Annotated in this window: 17 protein-coding genes and 2 pseudogenes; 11 read left to right on the forward strand and 8 right to left on the reverse strand. The window is 73.1% G+C overall.

Features of this window, described 5'->3' with window-relative positions:
* Positions 1-48 precede the first annotated feature (48 nt).
* Positions 49-1,011, forward strand: a complete 963-nt coding sequence (locus ACGFNI_RS30135) for an electron transfer flavoprotein subunit alpha/FixB family protein (protein ID WP_393687980.1) — start codon at positions 49-51, stop codon at positions 1,009-1,011.
* 139 nt (positions 1,012-1,150) lie between these two features.
* On the opposite strand, the gene ACGFNI_RS30140 is transcribed toward ACGFNI_RS30135, so the two are convergent.
* A complete protein-coding gene (locus ACGFNI_RS30140) occupies positions 1,151-3,370 on the reverse strand; it encodes a HelD family protein (protein ID WP_393688035.1) in 2,220 nt (739 codons plus the stop codon).
* A 221-nt stretch (positions 3,371-3,591) separates the two neighbouring features.
* The gene (locus tag ACGFNI_RS30145; protein ID WP_393687982.1) at positions 3,592-4,110 is read right to left on the reverse strand and encodes a DinB family protein; all 519 of its coding nucleotides are present in this window, start codon (positions 4,108-4,110) and stop codon (positions 3,592-3,594) included.
* Between the two features lie 181 nt (positions 4,111-4,291).
* Here ACGFNI_RS30145 and ACGFNI_RS30150 point away from each other — a divergent pair, with 181 nt between their 5' ends.
* Positions 4,292-5,581 (forward strand): DUF6986 family protein, encoded by a 1,290-nt coding sequence (locus tag ACGFNI_RS30150; RefSeq protein ID WP_393687983.1) that lies wholly within the window; start codon positions 4,292-4,294, stop codon positions 5,579-5,581.
* 173 nt (positions 5,582-5,754) lie between these two features.
* On the forward strand, positions 5,755-6,102 hold the full coding sequence (locus ACGFNI_RS30155) for a VOC family protein (protein ID WP_393687985.1): 348 nt from the start codon (positions 5,755-5,757) through the stop codon (positions 6,100-6,102).
* A gap of 23 nt (positions 6,103-6,125) precedes the next feature.
* On the opposite strand, the gene ACGFNI_RS30160 is transcribed toward ACGFNI_RS30155, so the two are convergent.
* Positions 6,126-7,157 carry a LacI family DNA-binding transcriptional regulator gene (locus ACGFNI_RS30160; protein ID WP_393687986.1) on the reverse strand — a complete coding sequence of 344 codons (1,032 nt, stop codon included), beginning with the start codon at positions 7,155-7,157 and terminating at the stop codon, positions 6,126-6,128.
* Between the two features lie 143 nt (positions 7,158-7,300).
* On the opposite strand from ACGFNI_RS30160, the gene ACGFNI_RS30165 reads away from it, so the two are divergent.
* Both ACGFNI_RS30165 and ACGFNI_RS30170 read left to right on the forward strand, forming a co-directional pair.
* Positions 7,301-8,254 (forward strand): ROK family protein, encoded by a 954-nt coding sequence (locus ACGFNI_RS30165; RefSeq protein ID WP_393687988.1) that lies wholly within the window; start codon positions 7,301-7,303, stop codon positions 8,252-8,254.
* An 87-nt stretch (positions 8,255-8,341) separates the two neighbouring features.
* A complete protein-coding gene (locus ACGFNI_RS30170; protein WP_393687989.1) occupies positions 8,342-10,396 on the forward strand; it encodes a serine/threonine-protein kinase in 2,055 nt (684 codons plus the stop codon).
* Between the two features lie 87 nt (positions 10,397-10,483).
* Here ACGFNI_RS30170 and ACGFNI_RS30175 read toward each other — a convergent pair.
* Positions 10,484-11,731, reverse strand: a pseudogene (locus ACGFNI_RS30175) (glycoside hydrolase family 27 protein); the annotation flags it as partial.
* 838 nt (positions 11,732-12,569) lie between these two features.
* Here ACGFNI_RS30175 and ACGFNI_RS30180 point away from each other — a divergent pair.
* On the forward strand, positions 12,570-13,607 hold the full coding sequence (locus ACGFNI_RS30180) for an NUDIX domain-containing protein (protein ID WP_393687990.1): 1,038 nt from the start codon (positions 12,570-12,572) through the stop codon (positions 13,605-13,607).
* A 78-nt stretch (positions 13,608-13,685) separates the two neighbouring features.
* Here the strand turns inward: ACGFNI_RS30180 and ACGFNI_RS30185 are convergent, their stop codons facing one another.
* The gene (locus tag ACGFNI_RS30185; protein ID WP_393687992.1) at positions 13,686-15,047 is read right to left on the reverse strand and encodes a dipeptidase; all 1,362 of its coding nucleotides are present in this window, start codon (positions 15,045-15,047) and stop codon (positions 13,686-13,688) included.
* A gap of 176 nt (positions 15,048-15,223) precedes the next feature.
* Between ACGFNI_RS30185 and ACGFNI_RS30190 the strand changes: the two genes are divergently transcribed.
* Positions 15,224-16,429 carry a geranylgeranyl reductase family protein gene (locus ACGFNI_RS30190; RefSeq protein ID WP_393687994.1) on the forward strand — a complete coding sequence of 402 codons (1,206 nt, stop codon included), beginning with the start codon at positions 15,224-15,226 and terminating at the stop codon, positions 16,427-16,429.
* 66 nt (positions 16,430-16,495) lie between these two features.
* On the opposite strand, the gene ACGFNI_RS30195 is transcribed toward ACGFNI_RS30190, so the two are convergent.
* On the reverse strand, positions 16,496-16,936 hold the full coding sequence (locus ACGFNI_RS30195) for a nitroreductase family deazaflavin-dependent oxidoreductase (protein ID WP_393687995.1): 441 nt from the start codon (positions 16,934-16,936) through the stop codon (positions 16,496-16,498).
* Positions 16,937-17,126: 190 nt separating this feature from the next.
* On the opposite strand from ACGFNI_RS30195, the gene ACGFNI_RS30200 reads away from it, so the two are divergent.
* Together ACGFNI_RS30200 and ACGFNI_RS30205 are read left to right on the forward strand one after the other, a co-directional pair.
* Positions 17,127-17,834, forward strand: coding sequence for a TetR/AcrR family transcriptional regulator (locus ACGFNI_RS30200; protein WP_393687997.1), 708 nt, complete (start codon positions 17,127-17,129; stop codon positions 17,832-17,834).
* Positions 17,835-17,928: 94 nt separating this feature from the next.
* A pseudogene (locus tag ACGFNI_RS30205) lies at positions 17,929-18,694 on the forward strand (histidine kinase dimerization/phosphoacceptor domain-containing protein); the annotation flags it as partial.
* A 234-nt stretch (positions 18,695-18,928) separates the two neighbouring features.
* Here the strand turns inward: ACGFNI_RS30205 and ACGFNI_RS30210 are convergent.
* Both ACGFNI_RS30210 and ACGFNI_RS30215 read right to left on the reverse strand, forming a co-directional pair.
* Positions 18,929-19,699, reverse strand: a complete 771-nt coding sequence (locus tag ACGFNI_RS30210) for a maleylpyruvate isomerase family mycothiol-dependent enzyme (RefSeq protein WP_393687999.1) — start codon at positions 19,697-19,699, stop codon at positions 18,929-18,931.
* A 167-nt stretch (positions 19,700-19,866) separates the two neighbouring features.
* Entirely contained in the window at positions 19,867-21,105 is a 1,239-nt protein-coding gene (locus ACGFNI_RS30215; RefSeq protein ID WP_393688000.1) for an MFS transporter, read from the reverse strand.
* A 17-nt stretch (positions 21,106-21,122) separates the two neighbouring features.
* On the opposite strand from ACGFNI_RS30215, the gene ACGFNI_RS30220 reads away from it, so the two are divergent.
* Together ACGFNI_RS30220 and ACGFNI_RS30225 are read left to right on the forward strand one after the other, a co-directional pair.
* Positions 21,123-22,343, forward strand: coding sequence for an ROK family protein (locus tag ACGFNI_RS30220; protein ID WP_393688002.1), 1,221 nt, complete (start codon positions 21,123-21,125; stop codon positions 22,341-22,343).
* Between the two features lie 118 nt (positions 22,344-22,461).
* Positions 22,462-22,851, forward strand: a complete 390-nt coding sequence (locus ACGFNI_RS30225) for a PPOX class F420-dependent oxidoreductase (RefSeq protein ID WP_393688004.1) — start codon at positions 22,462-22,464, stop codon at positions 22,849-22,851.
* Positions 22,852-22,861 lie beyond the last annotated feature (10 nt).

The following is a 22,861-nucleotide window of genomic DNA, read 5'->3' on the forward strand; positions in this document are numbered from 1 at the left end:
CGGCCGCCCCTCAACCGCCTTCTTTTCTTCCCGCAGGAGAGTCATCTCATGGCTGAAGTCCTTGTCTACGTCGACCACGTGGACGGCGCCGTCCGCAAGCCCACCCTCGAACTGCTCGCCCTCGCCCGCCGGATCGGCGAGCCGGTGGCCGTCCACCTCGGCGCCGGTGCCGACGCCGCCGCGCCGGTGCTCGCCGAGCACGGCGCCGTGAAGGTCCTGGCCGCCGACGCCCCCGAGTTCACCGAGTACCTCGTCGCCCCCAAGGTCGACGCGCTCCAGGCCGCACACGAGGCCGTGTCGCCCGCCGCCGTGCTGCTGCCCTCCTCGGCCGAGGGCAAGGAGATCGCGGCCCGCCTCGCGGTCCGCATCGGCTCCGGCATCATCACCGACGCCGTCGACCTGGAGGCCGGCGACGAGGGCCCGGTGGCGACGCAGTCCGTCTTCGCCGCGTCCTTCACCACCAAGTCGCGCATCACCACCGGCACCCCGGTCATCACCGTCAAGCCCAACTCCGCCGCCCCGGAGGCCGCTCCGGCCGCCGGTACGGTCGAGCAGCTCGCGGTCACCGTCGCCGAATCCTCCAAGGGCACCAAGATCGTCTCGCGCACCCCGCGCGAGTCGACGGGCCGCCCGGACCTGACCGAGGCCGCGATCGTGGTCTCCGGTGGCCGCGGCGTCAACGGCGCCGAGAACTTCCCGGTCATCGAGGCCCTCGCCGACTCGCTCGGCGCGGCCGTCGGCGCCTCGCGCGCCGCGGTGGACGCCGGCTGGTACCCGCACACCAACCAGGTCGGCCAGACCGGCAAGTCGGTCTCGCCGCAGCTCTACATCGCGGCGGGCATCTCCGGCGCGATCCAGCACCGCGCCGGTATGCAGACCTCGAAGACCATCGTCGCCATCAACAAGGACGCCGAGGCCCCGATCTTCGATCTGGTCGACTACGGCGTCGTCGGCGACCTCTTCGACGTCGTCCCCGCGCTCACCGACGAGGTCAAGACCCGCAAGGGCTGAACCGCTCCGGCTCCCCGGAGCCACCGGTCCGCACGGCCGAGGCCCCGCACGCAACCGGCGTGCGGGGCCTCGGTGTTGAGGTGCGGATGTGCACGGGCGGCCGGACGGACCGACGCCGAAGGGCGGGCGATCACGACGCCTACTCCGCTTCCGCCAGCCCTCCGAGTGCCCCGGGCAGATCGCCTGTGTGCAGCACCCCGAGGCGCTGGGTGGCGCGGGTCAGCGCCACGTACAGATCGCTCACCCCGTACTCGGCAGGTTCCACGACCAGCACCGTGTCGAACTCCAGCCCCTTCGCCTGCCGCGCGTCCAGCAGCACCACGTCCCGGGTGAGGTCGGGCGCGGGCCCGTGAGCCGCGTCCGGCAGCTCCGCGAGGAGCGAGGCGTGCAGCCCCGCCGGAGCGACGACCGCGACCCGGCCCCCGTCCCGCGCCGCCGCGGCCTTGCGCGCCACGGCGGCGGCGAGACCGTCCGCGGCGACCCGCAGCGCCCAGGGCCGCACCCCCGTCGACCGCACCGAGCCCGGCGGCACGAACGACGGGTCGTGCGCCCGCAGGAACCCGGCCGCCACCCCCATGATCTCCGCGGGCGTACGGTAGTTGACCCCCAGCCGCACGTGCTCCCAGCGGTCGCCCACGTACGGCTCCAAGATGCGCTCCCAGGAGCCGAGGCCCGCTGTTTCCGCGGTCTGCGCCGGATCCCCGACGAGCGTCATGGAACGCGTCGGAACGCGCCGCATCAGCAGCCGCCAGGCCATCGCCGACAGCTCCTGCGCCTCGTCGACGACGATGTGGCCGAACGCCCAGGTCCGGTCGGCCGCCGCCCGCTCGGCTGCGCTGCGGCGGTCGGCCTCCTCGTGCCGCTCGGCCATCCGCTCGGCGTCGATGACGTCGTGCGCCGCGAGGACCTCGGACTCCTCGTCCTCGAACTCGTACGTCTCCGAGCCGGCGGACAGCTCCAACACGCCCTGCGCGTAGGCGATCCGCTCCTGACGCTCGGCCTCGGCCGCGGCGCGGGCGGCACTGTCGTCCTCGCCCAGCAGCTCGGCGGCCTCGTCGAGAAGCGGCACGTCGGCCGGGGTCCACGCCCCGCCCTGCCGCCGGATCAGCCCGGCCGACCCGTCGTCGAGATGCACCGGCTCCGCGAGGAAGTCCGCGACGAACTCCTGCGGGGTGAGCTGCGGCCACAGCTCGTCGACGGCCGCGTGGACCTCCCGGCTCGTCGCGATCTCCTTGCCCAACTGGGCGATGTCGTCGGGCCCCAGCAGATTGGGCCCGCCGAACGGGTCGGCGCCGATCCGCTCGGCCAGTTGCGCGGTCAGCGCGTCGATGATGTGGAACGTGAAGACGGGCCTGGCCAGGTTGTGGGGCAGCTGGCTCTCGCGGGCCCGCCCGCGCGCGTCCTCGGCCATCGCCCGGTCCAGGCGGAGCGTCCCGTATCCGTCGTGGTCGATCTCCGTCGCCCGCTCGGGCACGGTCTGCCGGTCCCGCAGCGCCTTCGCCAGCACGTCCGCCATCGTGGCGCGCCCCTTGACCTCGGCGGCGGCCGGACTGTCGGTGCCGGTGGCGCGCACACCGGGGAAGAGTTCGCCGACGGTGGCCAGCAGCACCCCGGTCTCGCCCAGGGACGGCAGCACGTCACCGATGTAGCCCAGGAAGGCCGGATTCGGGCCGACGATCAGCACCGCGCGCCGGGCCAGCAACTCCCGGTGCTCGTACAGCAGATACGCCGCCCGGTGCAGTGCGACGACGGTCTTCCCGGTGCCGGGGCCGCCCTCGACGACCATGACGCCCTGGTGGGGCGCCCGGATGATGCGGTCCTGCTCGGCCTGGATGGTCCGGACGATGTCGTGCATCCGCCCCGTGCGGGCCGCGTCCAGTGTGGCCAGCAGGACCTCGTCGGCGTCCGCGCTCTCGTGGCCGGTGCGGGTCGGGTCACCGAGGTCCATCAGCTCGTCGTGGAGCGCGGTGACGGTGCGCCCCTCGGTGGTGATGTGCCGCCTGCGCCGCAGACCCATCGGGGAATGACCGGTGGCCAGATAGAAGGGACGCGCCATGTCCGCCCGCCAGTCGAGCACCAGAGGCGTACGGGACGGGTCGTCCTGCCGAATTCCGATGCGCCCGATGTGGTGGGTCCTGCCGTCCCGGAAGTCGAGGCGTCCGAAACAGAGGCCGTTTTCCCCCGCGTGGATCGCACTGAGCAGCCCGGACTGCTCCGCCACCAGCACATCCCGTTCAATCCTGGCCTGAAAACCGCTCCCGACCTGCACGAGCGCGCCACGCACCGACTCCTCGGCCTGCTCCCTGAGCTGATCGAGCCTGGCGTAGAGGCCGGTGATGAATTGCTGTTCCTGCCGTATTTCCTCGGTTGACAATTCCACTCCTGCCGCGATATGCTTCTCGCATAAGACTTCTTTTCATGCTTTATTCGCAAAGGCATGAAGGATCGAATATACGCAGGAACAAGCCCCGGACGCCAATTCATCCGGGGCTTGCCTTTTTGCGGAATCACCGCTCCCGGGCGGGGGTGGCGGTGAGGGGGTGCGGCGCTCCGGCGGGCGACCTGCCCGACAGGGCCTGGCTAGGAGCCGGCCGCGCCGTCGATCCGCTCGCGCAGCAGATCCGCATGGCCGTTGTGCCGGGCGTACTCCTCGATCATGTGGGCGTAGATCCAGCGCAGGTTGAGGTCATGGCCGCGCGTCGTCGAGAACGCCTCGTCCAGGCCGCGGTCCGCCACCGCCGCGTCGCAGGCGGCGATCTCCTCGCGGAAGACCGCGAAGACGGACTCGGCTTCCGCCGGGTCGACGTCGTCGAAATCGGAGTCCAGATTCTCCTCGGTGATGTAGTGCGAGTGGAGCCGCTCGCGGGCGAAGCGCTGCCGGAACCACGCGCGCTCGACGTCCGTCAGGTGACGCACCAGGCCGAGCAGGGTGAGCGTGGAAGGTTCCGCGCTGCGCCGGGCGAGCTGTTCGGCGGTGAGTCCGGCGCAGTTGGCCAGCAGGGTGTCGCGGTGCCAGTCGAGCCAGCCCTGCAGCATCTCCCGTTCGCCTGCCGCCTGCGGCTGGGGGCGGCGCTCTATGTGTGGTGCGGTCCAAGTCATACGGGGAGTCTGGCGGTGCGGGCCGCGCCGCGCCACGGACTTTCCGGGGCCGTGACCTGCGGGTGTCCGCCACCGGGGTGTTGACCTGGGTACCCGGCCCAGTTAGCTTCGCTATACGGATTGTTGATTCCGTGAAGCGGAAACGCCCGAGGGTCGGGCGGAAGCACCGGGAGGGTGTCGAATGGGGCAGCAGGAGACCGTGGCAACGAGCCTTGCGCACACCGTACGTGAGGGAATCGGAGCCTCCCTCGCCGAGGTCGACGCGGACCTGGCACGGCGCTACCCGGGCGACCCCGGCACCCGCCAGCCCGTCCACACGGTCTACGTACCCGGCGACGCCTTCACCGCCGACACCGTCCGCTCCTGGGGCGACCAGGCCATCGCCGCCCTCGACGAACACGCCCCCGACGCCGACGCACTCGCCGGCGTCCTCGGCATCCCCGAACACCTCGCGGAACCGGTCCACGACCGCGTACGCGCCAAACTGCGGCGCGAACCCGTCGAAGACCTGCGCATCGACTTCGAGGACGGCTACGGCCCCCGCCCGGACGCCGAAGAGGACGAGACCGCCGCCCGCGCCGCCGCCCTCGTCGCCGCCGCCCACCGCGACGGCACCGCCGCCCCGTACACGGGCATCCGCATGAAGTGCATGGAAGCCGCCGTCCGCGACCGCGGCATCCGCACCCTCGACATCTTCCTCACCGGCCTCATGGACGCCGGCGGCCTCCCCGAAGGACTCGTCCTCACCCTCCCGAAGGTGACCTACGCCGAGCAGGTCACCGCCATGGTCCGACTCCTGGAGGCGTTCGAGAAGGCCCGCGGCCTGGACAGCGGCCGGATCGGCTTCGAGATCCAGATCGAGACCACCCAGTCCATCCTCGGCGCCGACGGCCGGGCCACTGTCGCCCGCATGATCGAAGCCGCCGAAGGCCGCGCCACCTCCCTCCACTACGGCACCTTCGACTACAGCGCCTCCTGCGGCGTCAGCGCCGCGCACCAGTCCCTCGACCACCCGGTGGCCGACCACGCCAAGGCCGTCATGCAGGTCGCCGCCGCAGGCACCGGCGTCCGTCTCTCCGACGGATCCACCAACGTCCTGCCCGTCGGCGCCACCACCCAGGTCCACGACGCCTGGCGGCTACACCACGGCCTCGTCCGGCGGTCACTGGCCCGCGCCTACTACCAGGGCTGGGACATGCACCCGGCGCACCTGCCCACCCGCTACGCCGCCGTCTACGCCTTCTACCGCGAGGGCCTGGAACAGGCCGCGGCCCGGCTCGCGGCATACGTCGCCAAGGCCGGCGGCGCCATCGCCGACGAACCCGCCACCGCCAAGGCACTCAGCGGCTACCTGCTGCGCGGCCTGGACTGCGGCGCCGTCGACACCGCCGAAGTCGCCCGGCTCACCGGCATGACCCGCACCGACCTCGACGCACTGGCCGGCCGGGCGGCGACGGTGCGGGGTGAGTGAAGGACTGAAGGGATGAAGGGGGCTTGGGGCGGGGGTGGTTGGAGGGGGGAAGCGTTGGAGGGGCCAGGGCAGGCTTTCCCCCCCGCGCCTTCCCCACCCGTGCGTGCGACGGTGGACGTGCCGTAGTACTCCTAGGGACATAGAGACACGCCTGTTCTCGTTTGGAGTCGTCGATGGCCGTTCGCCGTGTCGTGCCCAACATCCAGTCGGAGGCCGCGCAGGAGAGCCGGGAGTTCTATGGCCTGTTGGGCTTCGAGGAGGTCATGAACCACGGCTGGATCATGACGCTCGCCTCCCCGTCCAGCCCATCAGCGCAGATCAGCGTCATGACCGGGGACAAGACCGCGCCCGTCACCCCTGATATGAGCGTCGAGGTGGACGACGTGGATGCGGCATATGCGGTCCTGCGGGAGAGCGGTGCGGAGATCATTCACCCCTTGCAGGACGAGGAGTGGGGCGTGCGGCGGTTCTTCGTCCGCGACCCCGGCGGACGGGTGGTCAACGTGCTGGGCCACCGCTGACGGTCCTCCCGCACGCCCCCACCTCACCCCCGGATCTCCCCCGACCCGCGGGCGATCAGGCGGGTGGGTATCTCCACCCGCCGCGGGGCCTCGTCGGCGCCCTCCAGGCGGCGGAACAGCAGGCCGGCGGCGGTGCGGCCGATGCGGGCCGGGTCCTGGGCGACGACGGTGATGGCGGGGCGTACGAGGTCGGCCAGTTCGAAGTCGTCGAAACCCACCAGTGCCACGGGGCGCGGGTGTTCGCCGAGTACCGGGACCACGGTGACGGTGACGCGGTTGTTGCCCGCGAAGAGCGCGGTGACCGGCTCCGCCGCCTCCAGCATCGCGGTCGCCGCCGCGCGTACCCGGCCGGGTACGGTGACGCCGAGAGAGACCCAGGAGTCGTCCACCGGGAGCCCGGCGGCGGCCATCGCGGTGCGGTAGCCGCGCAGCCGCTCCCGCGCGGTGTGGATCCGCGGCCGGTCGCCGATGAAGCCGATCCTGCGGTGGCCGTTGGCGATGAGGTGGGCCACCGCGTCCTGGGCGCCGCCGAAGTTGTCGGAGAGCACGACGTCGGCGTCGATGCGGCCGGGCGGGCGGTCGACGAAGACGGTGGCGACGCCGGCGGCGATCTCCGGCTCCAGGTAGCGGTGGTCGTCACCAGCCGGGATGACGACCAGGCCGTCCACCCGCCGGGCGCACAGCGCGAGCGCCAACTCCTGTTCGCGGGCCGGGTCCTCGGCGCTCGATCCGTTGATGAGCAGTGCGCCGTGGCTGCGTGCGACCTCTTCGACCGCGCGGCTCAGCGGCCCGTAGAAGGGGTCGGCGAGGTCTTCGAGTACGAGGCCGATGCTGGCGGTGCGGCCCTTGCGCAGGGTCCTGGCGGAGTCGTTGCGGCGGAAGCCGAGCGCCGTGATGGCCTCCTGGACGCGGCGTTCGGTGTCGGGGGTGACACCGGGTTCGCCGTTGACCACCCGCGAGACGGTCTTCAGGCCGACCCCGGCGCGTGCCGCGACATCCTTCATCGTGGGCCGGGTGCCGTAGCGGCGGGAGTTGCCCCGGGCGGTGTCGGTCACGGTGCGAGGTCCTGTTTCTGTCGGCTGCGGCGGGTGGCGTCGAGCATAGCCTCTAGACAACGTTGTCAACTGCGGGAAGACTGGCGTTCCCAGACCGGGCCTGTCCCATGGCTCCCCGTCCTCACCAGGAGATTTCGACACCGATGCACACGGACCTCAGCGCAGCGCTCGACATCGGCGGTACGAAGATCGCCGGCGCTCTGGTGGACGGACACGGCCGGCTGCTCGTGCGGACGTCCAGGCCCACTCCCGCGGACCAGGACGGCGCCGTGGTGATGCGTGCGGTGGCCGAGGTGATCGGGGAACTGGTGGCGGACCCCGCCTGGCAGCGGGTGGCCGCGGTCGGCATCGGCAGCGCGGGCCCGGTGGACGCGTCGGCGGGGACGGTCAGCCCGGTCAACATCCCCGGCTGGCGGGACTTTCCGCTCGTCGCCGGGGTGCGGGCGCTGGTCGGCGACCGTCCCGTCGTGCTGGTCGGCGACGGTGTGGCGATGACGGCGGCCGAGCACTGGCAGGGCGCGGCGCGCGGGCGGGCCAACGCGCTGTGCATGGTGGTGTCCACCGGTGTCGGCGGCGGTCTCGTCCTCAACGGGCGCCTGCATACGGGCCCCACGGGAAACGCGGGACACATCGGGCACATCAGTGTCGACCTCGACGGCGAATCCTGCCCGTGCGGTGCGCGCGGCTGCGTGGAACGCATCGCCAGCGGCCCGAACATCGCCCGCCGCGCGCTGGCCAACGGCTGGCGCCCGGGTGCCGACGGGGATGCCAGCGCCGCGGCCGTGGCGGTCGCCGCGCAGGCCGGAGACCCGGTGGCACTCGGCTCGTTCGAGCGGGCCGCGCAGGCGCTGGCGGCCGGGATCGCGGCCACGGCGACGCTCGTCGAGATCGATATCGCGGTCATAGGCGGCGGCGTGGCAGGCGCAGGAGACGTTCTCTTCACCCCGCTGCGCCGGGCCCTCCGCTCCTACGCCACGCTCTCCTTCGTGGCGGACCTCACGGTCGTGCCCGCACAGACGGGGACGGATGCCGGTCTGGTCGGCGCCGCGGCAGCCGCGCAACAGTCACGTCTCGATGCGGTCGTTCCGCTGCTCTGAGTCACCACGTGCGGCCTGTGCGCACCGTAGTCTGGTGCCGCTCGTGAACAGGCGGGCAGGGACGACGCTGGCGAGGGGATCGGTGACGTGGCATCGGGGGAGCGTGAGCAGCGCGGGGCGGACGACGACAGGGGTGCGGACGCGGTGACCGGCTCCGGTCGGCCGGATGACGGTGCGGCGGAGGGGCCGGGGCGGCCCGGCGGAGCGGACGGCGCGGCGGTCCGGAGCAGCCGGGCCAGGGATGGCGACGACGACCTGAACGGCCGTGTCCTGGGCGGGCGTTACCGCGTCACCGGGCGGCTGGGCCGCGGCGGCATGGGCGTGGTCTGCCGCGCCGTCGACGAGGTGCTCGGACGCGAGGTCGCCGTCAAGGTCCTGCGTGCCTACACCGACGCGTCGGCGCCGGAGCTGGCCGACCTGCGGACCCGCATGCAGCGCGAGGCGCGCGCGGCGGCCCGCATCCGGCACTCCGGTGTGGTCACCGTCCACGACGTGATCGACGAGGCGGGCCGCCCCGTCATCGTGATGGAGCTGGTGGACGGCCCGTCCCTGGACGACGCGATCGAGCGGCGCGGGGCCATCGACCCGCGGGAGATCGCCGGGATCGGCGCCCGGGTCATGGACGCGCTGGACGCGGCCCACCAAGTCGGCGTGCTGCACCGCGATGTGAAGCCGGGCAACGTGCTGCTGGACCGCAGCGGCCGGGTCGTCCTCACCGACTTCGGCATCGCCAGCATCGAGGCTCCGGACGACGGCGCCGCCACGAGCATCACGCGCAGCGGCGAACTGGTCGGCTCCCTCGACTACTTGCCGCCCGAGCGCGCGCAGGGCATGGAGCCGACCCCCGCGTCGGACATCTGGTCGCTTGGCATGACGCTGTACGCGGCGGTCGAGGGCGGCGGCGCGCCGTTCCGCCGTACGTCGGTGTGGTCGACGCTGACCGCGATCGTCACCGAGCCGCTGCCCGAACCGCAGCGCGCCGGGCCGCTCGCGCCGGTGCTGCACGTACTGATGGCGAAGAACCCCGCCGACCGGCCGAGCGCGGCGCACGCGCGGGAGCTGTTGCAGGCGGTGGCCGACGGACGCGACCCGATGGCCAGGCCGCTGCCCGGCGCACCGCACCTGCCGACCGCGACGGGCGTCCGGCCGCTGGGCCCGCCTCCGCCGCCGCGCCCTCTCGGCCCGGAGGTCTCCGGAGGCGTCAATGCGGCCGGGGCGCCGGCGAGTTGGCTGTCGGGCCCTGGCCCGTCCGGCGCCCCGCACGCCGCGCCGTCAGGTGCCGGAGGCGGAACGGGTACCGGTACGGACGCCGGCACCGGCGCGGGTATCGGGTATCAGCCCACGACCGTGGTGCGTGGCGGGCCGCCGCCCGGCGCCGGCGGCCCGTCCCAGGACCCGCAGGTGCGGGAGCCGGCCGGCAGGCGCCGCCGGGTCGGCCTCGCGGTGGCCGCTGTGCTGGCCGTGCTGGCCGCCAGCGGCGGGGTGACGTACGCGCTGGTCGGCAAGGATGCCGGTGAGCCGGTCGCGCAGGGCGGCCCGGCGGCGACGGCCTCCGGCAGCCCGACCCGTGCCGCCGAGCCGAACGCCCCGGCCGACGGGGGCGCGGACGGGACGGAGGGCGAAGGCAAGGGGAAGGACGAGGGGAAGGGCGAGGGCGAGGAGAGCCCGAGTACGTCGCCTTCGCCGACGCGGGAGGCATCGGAAGGTCCCGCGTCGCACGACCCCAAGCCCGGTGGCGCGGGCGGGAGTTCGGGCCACCACGGCGGCGGTGGTACGGGTGGCGGCGGCTCGCACGACGGCGGGTCCGGCGGGTCGGGCGGCAGTGGCGGTTCCGGTGGCGGGGGCACCCCCACCGAGAGCACCTCGTGCGCGCCGGGCGACGCCGGCAAGACCAACTGCCAGGTGTGGCGCGCCGCCAGCTCGTACACCCAGTCCTTCCAGCAGGTCGGCACGCTCAACAGCGGTCCGAACTACTTCTACTGCCAGGCGAAACTGGGCCGCCGCGAGACCTACGGGAAGTGGACCAACGTCTGGTGGGCCAAGACCGACGACGACAGCGGCAACGCCGGTGTGTACGTCAGCGTCGTGTACCTCACCGGCGGCGGGAACGACCAGCCCATTCCGGGGCTGCGGGTCTGCTGAGTCCGCGGCGCGACGGATGAGGGTGAGGCCCGGCGCGCCGCGGCCGGTTCAGGAGCCGGCGCGCCCGGTGCCGCCGGCGGCCTTCCCCTCGGCGGAGATCCGGTAGACGACGGTGCCGTGCGCCGGGACGTCCGCCGAGACGTCGCCCGTGGTGTGCAGGTCGTCGTGCTGCCACAGGTCGCGCAGCCGGTAGCCGTCGGCCTGCGGCAGGCCGATCGCCGTCGCGCTGGTGGTGATCCGCTGAGCGGTGTCCGTTTCGTTGAACAGGGCGACCGCGCGGTCACCGTTGGCCAGTTCCTTGACCAGCGTCCAGCGGCCGTCCGTGGAGTCCAGCACCGTCGCCTGCTTGCCCAGCGGGTCCTGGTCGAGGGCGATGACGTCCTTGTTGTCCAGGATCTCGTACGTCGCCGGGGTCGCCGTGCGCAGGTCGGAGCCGATCAGCAGCGGCGCGGACATCATCGACCAGAGGGAGAAGTGGCTGCGGTATTCGGTGTCGGTCATGCCGCCGTTGCCCACCTCCAGCATGTCCGGGTCGTTCCAGTGCCCTGGGCCCGCGTGCGGCGCCAGCGGCAGGTTCTGCTTGAGGATGTCCAGCATGCTCGGCCAGTTGTCGCTGATGTCACCTGTGGTGCGCCACAGGTGGCCTACGTCAGCCGCCCATTCCCAGGGCTTGTTCTCGCCCCATTCGCAGATGCTGTAGACGATGGGGCGGCCGGTGGCCTTGAGCGCGTCGCGCATCGCGACGTAGCGCTGCCGGGCGTCCACCCACTGGTTGTTGCAGTTGTCGTACTTGAGATAGTCCACGCCCCAGTCGGCGAACTGCTGCGCGTCGGAAGCCTCGTGGCCCAGCGCTCCGGGGAAGCCGATATCGCTACAGGTCTTGGTGCCGGCGCTGGTGTAGATGCCGAACTTCAGGCCCTTGGAGTGGACGTAGTCGGCGACCGCCTTGATGCCGTGCGGGAAGCGCTGCGGATCGGGGACGAGTTTGCCGTCCGCGTCCCGTTCGGGCAGCGCCCAGCAGTCGTCGAGATTGACGTACTGGTAGCCGGCGTCCTTGAGGCCCTTGTCGAGGAAGAGGTCGGCGATGCCCTTGACCATCTCCTCGTTGAATTCCGGGCGGCAGTGGGTGGAGTTCCAGTTGTTGAACCCCATGGGGGGAGTGGCGGCGAGACCGCCGGGCAGCTCGGGTGCCCCGCCGGGGCGTGCGGCGGGCGCGGCATCGTGGGCGGCGGCCGGCAGGGCGGTGGCTCCGGAGGTGCACAGCAGCGCGGCGAAGACCGCTCCGACGAGGGTCCGTCGGCGCCGCCGTGGGGTGGTGCGCGGGTGCAGGTGCATGATCACGTTCTCCGTCCTCGGGCGAGGTGCAGGGAAGTGCGGGGAAAGACGGGGGAGATGCGGGGGAGGTGCGGTCGCCCCGGGTGTTGCCATGTACCGATCACTGTCGAGTGCGTGATTACGGTAGAGCGTGTTGGAGTATGTTGGAAGAGCTGGGGCGGGGTGGCTGGAATGTGTACCGACGGGCCATACCGCGGGGGTGGGAGGGGCGGTTGCCGGGCGGATCGGCTGCGACGCCGTTCGGTTCTGTTGGATTCGGTGGGTGGAGTGTGGGGCGGACGCAACGGTGAAGCGCCGAGGACGGAGCTTCTTCGCCCCTCTCGCCCCTTCGGCTCGTAGGCCCCTGCCGGATACCGCGCCGAACGGCCCGCGCGACGGGTGCGGGAGGCGGATATCCGGGTGTTCTCACCGCACTTCGGTGGATTCCCATCCGCTCCATTCCGCAATTCCCTTGGCGGTAACGGTAATTCAGCATGGATTCCCTGCTGCGGGGAAGGCGTGCAGACCGAGCGGAAGGCCGTTCGGGCGGGCGATGGGCCGCCGTCATATGCGGAGCCTGTCATGCGTGATGCCGGTATGCAGGCGGGGGTTTCGGTATGGGAAGCGTTGGGGAGCGCTTGTTTGCCGAGGGCTTCGCGGGGCGGGATGTGGCGGATGACATCCCCGCCGTGGCGCATTCCACGACCGGCGCGCGCACGGGGGCCGCGCAGTCCCCCGCGTACGCACCACCGCCGGAATTGCGCGCGGTCCCCGGTTGCGCGTGCGACCCGTGATGCGCAGCGATTGCGTGGCAGGGTGGTGCGGGCAACTCACCTGGGTCTAGGGAAGAGGGGAAACCGTGATCGTCTGGCTGAACGGCACGTTCGGTGCGGGCAAGACCACTACGGCTCAAGAATTGCTCGACCTGCTTCCCGGAAGCACGCTCTACGACCCGGAACTCCTCGGATACGGCCTGCGGATGATGCTGCCGGCCAAGCGCCTCGCGGAGGTCGACGACTTCCAGGACCTGCCGGCCTGGCGCCGGATGGTCGTGGACACCGCGGCGGCGCTGCTGACCGAGGTGCCGGGGCCTTTGGTGACGCCGATGACGCTGCTGCGCCAGGAGTACCGCGACGAGATCTTCGGCTCCCTGGCGGCCCGCCGCATTCCGGTGCAGCACTTTCTGCTCGATGCGGGGGAAACGATCCTGCGCGAACGGGTCGCCCGCCGCGAGGAGAGCGCGGGCGACGACGGGAGCGCCGCGCCGGTACGCCGCTGGAGCCTGGACCACCTCGGCCCGTACGCCGAGGCGTTGAGCTGGCTCAAGGACGACGCGCACGTCGTGGACACCGGGCTGCTGACGCCCCGGCAGACCGCCGAGCAGATAGCCGAGGCGGTCCGCTCGGGCACCGGTGACTGCGGCATCGTGCAGACGCCCGAACCGACCGCCGAAACCCTCGCGGCAGGTGTGCTGCTCTTCGACGACGAGGACCGGGTGCTCCTCGTCGATCCCACCTACAAGCCGGGCTGGGAATTCCCCGGCGGCATCGTCGAACACGGTGAGCCGCCCACCCGCGCCGGCATCCGTGAGGTCGCCGAAGAGCTGGGCCTCCAGCTTCCCCGCACGCCGCGCCTGCTCGTCCTCGACTGGGAAGCGCCCGACCCGCCCGGATTCGGCGGCCTGCGGCTGCTGTTCGACGGCGGCAGGCTCACCGAAGACCAGACCAGCGCCCTGCTGCTGCCCGGCTCCGAACTGCGCGACTGGCGCTTCGTCACCGAGGCCGAGGCGGAGCGCATGCTGCCGCCGGTGCGCTTCCACCGCCTGCGCTGGGCCCTGCGCGCCCGCGAACAGGGGTGCCCCCTCCTGCTGGAAGCCGGGGTGCCGACCGGCGGCTGAACCGCTCGCCAGGCGCCGCCCCGACGGGCCGGGAGGCCGCCCCCGTTGTCCCGGAGGCGGCCCCGGCCGGTACGTCCGTCAGCCCCGGCTCGCCGCGTACTCCTGGAGGAACAGCGCCTCGGCGAGGGACAGCCGCTCCAACTCCTCGGGGGAGACGCTCTCGTTGACCGCGTGGATCTGCGCGTCCGGCTCGCTCAGCCCGATCAGCAGGATCTCCGCCTCCGGGTAGAGCCCGGCCAGGGTGTTGCACAGCGGGATGGAGCCACCCATACCGGACGTCTGCATCTCCTCGCCGTCGTACGCCTCGCGCAGCGCCGACGCCATCGACGCGTACGCCGGGCTGTCGGTGTCGGCGCGGAACGCCTGGCCCTGGCCGATCTGTTCGGTGGTCACCCGCGCGCCCCAGGGGGCGGTGTTCTCCAGGTGCGCCAGGAGGAGCTTCGTCGCCTCGCCCGCGTCGGTGCCCGGCGGCACCCGAAGGCTCACCAGCGCGCGGGCGCCCGCCTGGACGGACGGGGTGGCTCCTATGACGGGCGGGCAGTCGATGCCGAGCACGGTCACCGCGGGGCGGGCCCAGATCCGGTCGGCGACCGAGCCCGAGCCGATCAGGCCGACACCGTCCAGCACCTTGGCGTCCTTGCGGAAATCCTCCTCCGGGTACTGCAGGCCGTCCCAGGTGGCGTCCGCGGCCAGCCCGTTCACGGTCGTGGAGCCGTCTTCGGCGCGCAGCGAGTCCAGGATCCGGATCAGCGCGGCCAGCGCGTCGGGGGCCGCGCCGCCGAACTGACCGGAGTGCAGGTTGCCGCCCAGGGTGTCGACCGTGACCCGCACCAGCGTCATGCCGCGCAGCGTCGCGGTCACCGTCGGCAGTCCGACGCGGAAGTTGCCGGTGTCACCGATGACGATGGCGTCGGCGGCCAGCAACTCGGGGTGTGCCTCGGCGTACCGCTCCAGGCCGCCGGTGCCCTGCTCCTCCGAACCCTCCACGATCACCTTGACGTTGACCGGGACGCCGCCGTGCTCCTTGAGCGCGCGCAGCGCCGTCAGGTGCATCAGCACCCCGCCCTTGCAGTCAGCGGCGCCGCGCCCGTACCAGCGGCCGTCCCGCTCGGTCAGCTCGAACGGCGGCGAGACCCAGGCGGCTTCGTCGAGCGGCGGCTGCACGTCGTAGTGCGCGTACAGGAGCACCGTCGGCGCCCCGGCGGGGCCGGGCAGGAAGCCGTACACGGACTGTGTGCCGTCCGGGGTGTCCAGCAGCGCGACGTCCTGGAAGCCGTCGGCGCGCAGCGCGTCGGCGACCCACCTCGCCGCCGCCTCGCACTCGCTCCGGGGGAACTGGTCCGGGTCCGCGACCGACTTGAAGGCCACCAGCTCGGCCAGTTCGGCCAGGGCGCGCGGCTGAAGTGAGGCGACGGTGTGGGCGAGCGGGCTGTCAGACATGGAACGCTCCTTGTGGGCGCGGCGTTGGACAGACGGAACGTCCGGCGGGGTGCCGCGGGACGGGCCGGACGTGCAGGCGTGAATGCTCCCGATGTTCCCACAGGCGGTCCGCGCGGCAGCGGCCCGTAGGATGCGGGCGGTAGGCGCAGCGGAATCGAACAGGAGCAGAAGTACAGGTGAGCAGCGAGCAGGCAGCCGAGGACAACGAGCAGGTGTGGGACGTCGTGGTGGTGGGCGCAGGGCCCGCGGGCGCCTCGGCGGCCCACGCGGCGGCATGCACGGGACGCCGGGTGCTGCTCCTGGAGAAAGCGGAACTGCCCCGCTACAAGACCTGTGGCGGCGGCATCATCGGCCCCTCGCGGGATTCCCTGCCGCCCGGCTTCGAGCTGCCGCTGCGGGACCGCGTGCACGCCGTGACGTTCTCGCTCAACGGCAGGATGACCCGCACCCGCAGGTCCAAGAACATGCTCTTCGGCCTGATAAACCGCCCCGAGTTCGACGAGGAGCTGGTCAAGGCGGCGAAGGACGCCGGTGCGCAGATCCGTACGGGTGTCGCGGTCTCGCGGGTGGAGCAGCACGGCACCGCGGTGCCCGACCGGCGGACCGTCGCCGTGGTGCTCGCCGACGGCGAGGTCATCCTGGCGCGGGCGGTCGTCGGCGCCGACGGCAGCTCGGGCCGGATAGGCGCGCATGTCGGCGTCAAGCTCGACCAGGTCGACCTGGGTCTGGAATCGGAAATTCCGGTGCCGCCGACGGTCGCGGACGACTGGGCGGGCCGGGTCCTCATCGACTGGGGCCCGCTGCCCGGCAGTTACGGCTGGGTCTTCCCCAAGGGCGACACCCTCACGGTCGGCGTGATCTCCGCCCGCGGCGAGGGCGCGGCCACCAAGCGGTATCTGGAGGACTTCATCGGCAGGCTCGGTCTCGCAGGTTTCGAGCCGAGCGTCTCGTCGGGACACCTGACGCGCTGCCGCTCCGACGACTCGCCGCTCTCCCGCGGCCGGGTGCTGGTGGCGGGCGACGCCGCGGGGCTGCTGGAGCCGTGGACGCGCGAGGGCATCTCCTTCGCGCTGCGGTCCGGACGGCTCGCGGGGGAGTGGGCGGTCCGCGTCTCCGAGGCGCACGACGCCGTGGACGCCCGCCGGCAGGCCCTGAACTACGCCTTCGCCATCAAGGCTGGCCTCGGCGTCGAGATGAGCGTGGGCCGCCGGATGCACGCCGTCTTCTCCCGCAGGCCCGGCCTGCTGCACGCCGTGCTCACCGGGTTCCGGCCCGCCTGGAACGCCTTCGCGAAGATCACCCGCGGGACGACCACGCTGGGCGAACTGGTCCGCACCCACCCGTTGGCGCGGCGCGCCCTGGAGGCGATGGACCGGCCATGAGGCCGCGCGGGCGGGCCGGGTGCCTCACCCGGCCCGCACCGCGGCGCCGTGATCACTGCGCCGTGATCACGACTCCGTGATGCGGAAGACGGGGTGGCGGGGGGCCGCGGCGAGGAGTTCCTCGTCGCTGGATTCGGCGGTGATCCCGCCGAAGAACGACTTCACCTCCCAGCCCCAGCGCTGGAGATAGGCCCGCAGCAGTGCGGGGGTCTCGGCGGGCGGCAGCTCCACGGCGGTGAACGTGCGGGTGCGGCGGCCGACCTGGAGCCGCCCGCCGCCCGCGGCGCGCATGTTGCGCACCCAGTCGGAGTTGCCGCGCGCCGAGACGAGGTAGCGGCCGTCGCCGAAGGTCATCGGGTTGACCGGGATCCGCCGCCAGGTGCCGCTCCTGCGTCCGCGTACCGCCAGGTCGGCCGAGCCGGCCAGGCTGATGCCCCGGCGGGCCAGCCAGCCGATGACGCTGTTGAGACGGGCGGACAGGCGGCCTGGCTTGAGGTAGTGGGACATCCGGCCCTCCGGGGCGTGGTCGTGGGCGGCTCCCGCCGTGCTGCTGCGCGGCGGGGTGGGGAGCGGTGGAACCCCCGCAACGAGAGCGGTGCTCTCTCTTGTGAGCAGCGTGCACCATGAGGTCATGGCATGGCAAGAGCAGTGCTCTCTTTTTTGTGCGGTGCTCCGATCGGTGGCAGACTGCCGTCCCATGACGGCGATCCGAGGGGCCAGGGCGCGGGCCCGCAGCGACATCACCGCGGCCATCAAGGACGAGGCCCGCAGGCAACTCGCGGCCGATGGCGCGGCGAAGCTGTCGCTGCGCGCCGTCGCCCGCGAGCTGGGCATGGCCTCATCCGCGCTCTACCGCTACTTCCCCAGCCGCGACGACCTGCTCACCGCGCTGATCCTCGACGCCTACAACGCGATCGGCGCGGCTGCCGAGGCTGCGGACCCGGAGGCTGTGGATCCCGGAGCGGAGGCCCTCGTCGGCCGCTGGACCGCCGTCTGCGCAGCCGTCCGCTCCTGGGCCCTCGCCCATCCGCACGAGTACGCGCTGATCTACGGCTCGCCGGTCCCCGGCTACCACGCGCCGCGCGACACCGCGGCCCCGGCGGGCCGGGTCGTCTTCGCGCTGATCGCCGTGGTCCGTGACGCCCATGCCGCCGGTGTGCTCCAGGAGCCTGCCGGGCCGCTGCCCGACGCGGTGGCGGACGAGGCGCGGGCTCTCGCGGCGGAGCTGGAGATCGAGCTGCCCGCGCCGGTCACGGCGGCCCTCGTCGCCGTCTGGGCGCAGCTCTTCGGGCTGATCAGCTTCGAACTCTTCGGCCAGTTCCACCGCGTGATCGAGGACCGGGACGCCTTCTTTGCGCACACCGTCCGCCGCCTCGCCGCCGACGTCGGCCTGGCCGCCCGCTGACCCCGCACCGCCCGCCCGCTACTCCCGCGGGAGTACGCCCGTTCACCGCGCCGGGCTGACGCCCCGCGCCCCACCGCCGTCCAGCGTTACGGGCATGGACGACGCACGGCCGCCGCGGGCGCGGCACCGCCCGGGGGCGGAGCGGTGGTTCCGGCCTCCGGGCGAGGAGCGACGGGGCCCGGCCGGCACCCGCCTGCCCTGGCTCTCCACACTCCTGGTGACCGCGGTCGTGCTGATCGGCTCGGGGTTCGCCGGGCGGAACCAGCCGCAGCGGGTGCCGCTCGACCACGTCGGGTACGCCCTGCTGTGCATCGGCGGCGTCCTGCTGCTCTTCCGCCACCGCTTCCCGCGCACCGTCACCTGCGGGACCGCGGCGATGACGGCCGGCTACCTCGCCGCCGGATACCCGTACGGGCCGGTGTTCGCGGTCACCGCGCTCGGGGTGTTCGCCGGGATCGTCGGCGGGCACCGGCGCCTCGCCTGGGCCGCGCTCGGCGGCCTGTGGCTGAGCCACCTCGTCCTCGCCCACTGGCTCTACCGCCTGGCTGCCGCCCGCGCACGACCACGCCGCCCCCTGGGGGCAGGAACTCATCGTCACCGCCTGGGCGGTGGCGGTGGTCGCGGTCTCCGAGCTGGTGCGGGTACGCCGGGAGCAGCTCGCCAAGGTACGGGCCGAGCGCGTCGCGGCGGTCCGCCGCCGGGGCGGCGAGGAGCGGCTGCGGATCGCCAGGGAGCTGCACGACGTCCTCGCGCACAGCATCTCCGTCATCAACGTCCAGGCGGGGGTCGGGCTCGCGCTGCTGGACGACGACCCCGAGCAGGCACGGACCGCGCTGACCACCATCAAGGCCGCGAGCAAACTCGGCGCCCGCGACCGCGCCCAACTGGTCGTGCTGGCCTACGAGTCGGGGCTGGTGTGCCCCGGCTGGCTCGGCTGACGACCTGGCCGCGCAGGCCACTCCCCGCCCCTGCCCCGTCACGGGCAACGGCCTCGCCTCGTCCGTACGGCTGCCACTCCGCCGTCCCCCCGTCATGGCAGCCATCGGGCTTCCCCCCCCGGATCCGCCGCGTGACGTGCGCCCGCTGCCCGGCCGTCAGATGCCGCCGCGCTCCTGCCACAGACGCACCAGGGACTCGTCCCCGCTCACCGACAGGCCGTCCCAGGGCGTGCGGTTCCACAGGGCGAGGTAGAGCGCCTCGGCCGGGCCCTCGACCGTGCAGTCCGCCGGCTTCGCCGCGTCCTGCCCGGCCTCGGCGCCTTCCGCGTCCGCGGAACGCACGGTGTGCGGCGGCTCTTCGGACAGCCGGACCGACCACTCCGCACCGGCCGTGTCCGTCGCCCGCAGCCGCAGGGTCCGCGGCACGTCGCTGCGCACCCGGCTGCGGGCCTGGGAGTGAATCCCGGCCAGCAGTTCGTCGACGCCGTCCGCCGCGAACGCCCGCGGCAGCGGCGTGAGTCCGACACCGAGCGCCTGCTGGGCGTCCACGCGGTGCACGGACGTCTCGTGTGCCTGGCGGCGGGCCCAGAAGGCCAGCGGGGAATCCGCCGGCAGGAACGTCCAGGCCGACAGGTCCTGCGGGGCGGTGTGCAGTGCCACGACGAGGTGGTGATGGCCCTCGCGCAGCCACGGCACCAGTTCCTTGTCGGTGAGTTCCGGGGCCTCGGGCGGTCTCGACGCCTGGTCGGTGCCCTCGGTCACGTACTGCGTCGCCCAGCGGTGCACGCGCCCGACATGGGTGACCAGATCGCGCATCTGCCACTCCGGGCATGCCGGAATCCGGGCGTCGGGCCCGGCCTCCTCCGCGGCCTCCGCGAGCAGCGCTCCGTCCAGCCGCAGTGCTTCGACGAACTCAGTGATCTCCATACCGACGAGTGTGCCAGCCACCACTGACAGCGGACCCCCGCGGCCCCCACCGGCCGGCCGGAGCGCGCATACCGGATCCCGGCAGCGGCACGCGCACCACCACCGCACCGGCCGCGCCGGTCGCCAACCACCCCTCAAGGGCGGCGGCTTCACCCGTACGAGCGGTCTCACGTCCGCCCGGTGTGGTGCGCCCCGCGCGTCGCGTACGCGATGAGCACGGCGACGGCGGAGAGCAGCGCGAGCGTCGTCAGCGCGGCCGGGAGTCCGAACGCCTCGGCGAGGAATCCGATGGCGGGCGGGCCGAGCAGCATCCCGCCGTAGCCGACCGTGGAGGCGGCGGCGACGCCGCCTGGCCCGCCGGCCTCACCGGCCCGTGCGATGGCGATGGGGAAGATGTTGGCGAGCCCGAGACCGGCCACCGCGAAGCCGAGGCAGGCCGCCCATGCGGCGGGGGCGAGCGCGCCGAGCAGCAGCCCCGCGGTCGCGGTCGTGCCGCCTGTGACCAGCGCGCGGGCCGGGCCGATCCGCTGCACCACCGCCGTGCCCGACAGCCGCCCGGCCGTCATGGCCAGCGCGAAGACCGCGTACCCGGCGGCCGAGAGCCCGGGGCCGGCGGCCAGATCCTGCGACAGGTGCAGCGCGCCCCAGTCGGCCATCGCGCCCTCCCCGTACGCGGTGCACAGCGCGATCAGCCCGAAGACGAGCACCGGCCGCCGCGTGCGGCCCGCGCCCGACGGGCCCCGCGGCCTCTCCGGGCCCCCGTCCGCCGGCAGTTGCTCCGGGGCGGCGGGGGCCGGGTGGGTCAGCAGCATGCGTCCGGCGACGGCCGTCACCAGCAGGCCGATGACGGCGAGGAGCAGCAGGTGGACGGTGGGGGAGAGCCCTCCGGCGATCAGCCCGCCGAGGCCGGCGCCGACCATCCCGCCCAGGCTGAAGGCGGCGTGGAAGCTCGGCATCACCGGGCGCCGCAGCGCCCCGATCAGGTCGACGGCCGCGCTGTTCATGGCGACGTTCAACGAGCCGTAGGCGGCGCCGAACACCAGCAGCACCAGGCCCAGCGCGGTCGCCGAACCTGTCAGGGGTGGCAGGATGATGCTCAGCGCCATCGCACCGCCCGACCAGACCGTGACCGCGTGGCTGCCGAACCGGCGGCAGAGGCGGCCGGTGAGCATCATGAACGCGACGGCGCCCGCGGAGACTCCGAGCAGCGCGAGCCCGAGCGAGCCCGCGCTCGCGCCGGTCTGTTCCTTGATCGCGGGGATGCGGACGACCCATCCGGCGAAGAGGAAGCCGTCCATCGCGAAGAACGCGGTGATCGCGAGGCGGAGGGTGGCGAGGCGGGGATCGGTGGATTCCTGGGGACTGGCCCACGAAAGGGCCGAGCGTATTTTGTTTAGCGTCGGCACAAAGCCAGAATAGGGGCGTGACCCAGACTCGGACAACCAGGCTGGAGCGGGGCCGTGGTGCTCTCGGACCCGCACTGGAGCTCGTACACACCGGACGCGCCCCCACCCGCGCGGTCCTCACATCGGAACTCGGCGTGACCCGCGCGACGGCAGGCGCGGTCGCGGCCGAACTGGAAGCCCTAGGGCTGATCATCGTCGACTCCCGGCCGACCGCGTCCGCCGGCTCCCAAGGACGGCCGTCCCACCGCCTGTTCATCGACGAACGCGGCCCCGTCGTGCTCGCCGCGCAGATCCACGCCGACGGCTTCCGCGTCGCCCTGGTCGGCCTCGGCGGGCGCATCGTGGCGACGGCCTCCGGCTGCGGCACCATCCCCGCCGACCCGGCCCATGTGCTCGCCGAAGCCGTCGCCGCCGGATCAGGACTGCTGGCCGAGAGCGGCAGACGCTGCCTCGGCGCCGGCCTCGCGGTGCCATCGGCCGTCGCCGAACCGGACGGCGAGGCACTCAACCCGCTCCACCTCGCCTGGCCGGCCGGCGCCCCGGTACGGGCGCTCTTCCTGCGCGCACTGGCCGACGCGGGCATCCCCGGTGTGACCGAGGAGATCGGCTTCACCGGCAACGACGTCAACCTCATGGCACTGGCCGAGCACCGGCACGGCGCCGGCCGCGGCGCCCGCGACCTGCTCTGCGTCGCCTCCGGGCACCGCGGGGTCGGCGGCGCGCTGGTCATCGACGGCCGCCTGCACAGCGGCAGTTCGGGCCTCGCCCTGGAGGTCGGCCACCTGACGGTGCACCCCGAGGGCGCGCCCTGCCACTGCGGAAGCCGCGGCTGCCTGGATGTCGAGGCCGACCCGCTCGCCTTCCTCGGCGCCGCGGGCCGCGCACCAGGCCCCGAGGGCTCACTGCTCCACCAGGCCGCCGGGCTGCTGCGCACCGAGTACGCGGAACCGGCCGTACGCGCCGCCGCCGACCTGCTCATCGACCGCCTCGGCCTCGGCATCGCGGGGCTCGTCAACATCCTCAACCCCGACCGCATCATTCTGGGCGGGCTGCACCGCACCCTCCTGGAGACCGACCCCGAACGGCTGCGCGCGGTGGTCGCCGACCGCAGCCTGTGGGGCCGCAGCGGCGGGGTGCCGATCCTGCCCTGCAGCCTCGACCACAACAGCCTCGTCGGCGCCGCCGAACTCGCCTGGCAGCCGGTGCTGGACGACCCGCTGGTCGTCCTGGAGCGCTGAGGCGCGTCCGTGACGTCCCGCCATCCGGCTTCCTGGCGGCGGGACTTCACGGACACGCCCCGGGTGCCCCGCCGGGCGATGGGTGACCCGGCCTGCGGCCCCCCTTAGGCTGCCGCCCATGATTCCCGACGCCCTGGCCCGCAGCCACTACGTCAGCCTCGTCACCCACCGGAAGAGCGGCGCGCCGGTACCGACCCCCGTATGGGCGGTGGCCGACGGGGACGAACTCCTGGTGTGGACGCGGGATGACAGCGGGAAGGTCAGGCGGCTGCGCAACGACACCAGGGTGACCGTCACCCCGTGCGACGTACGCGGCAACATCGCCGCCGGCGCGACCACGTCCGGGGGCACCGCGCGGCTGCTGGAGGGCCCCGCTGAACTCGCCCGGGTGCGACGGGCGTTGGCCGCCAAGTACGGGCTGCGGTTCCGGTTGCTGGACACCGGGGGCGCGCTGCTGCGCCGCGGCAGGCGCCCGCACGTGGGGATCGCCGTCACGCTGGAGAGGTGACGGCGGGCAG

The organism is Streptomyces sp. NPDC048644 (assembly GCF_043199105.1).
Lineage (GTDB): Bacteria > Actinomycetota > Actinomycetes > Streptomycetales > Streptomycetaceae > Streptomyces.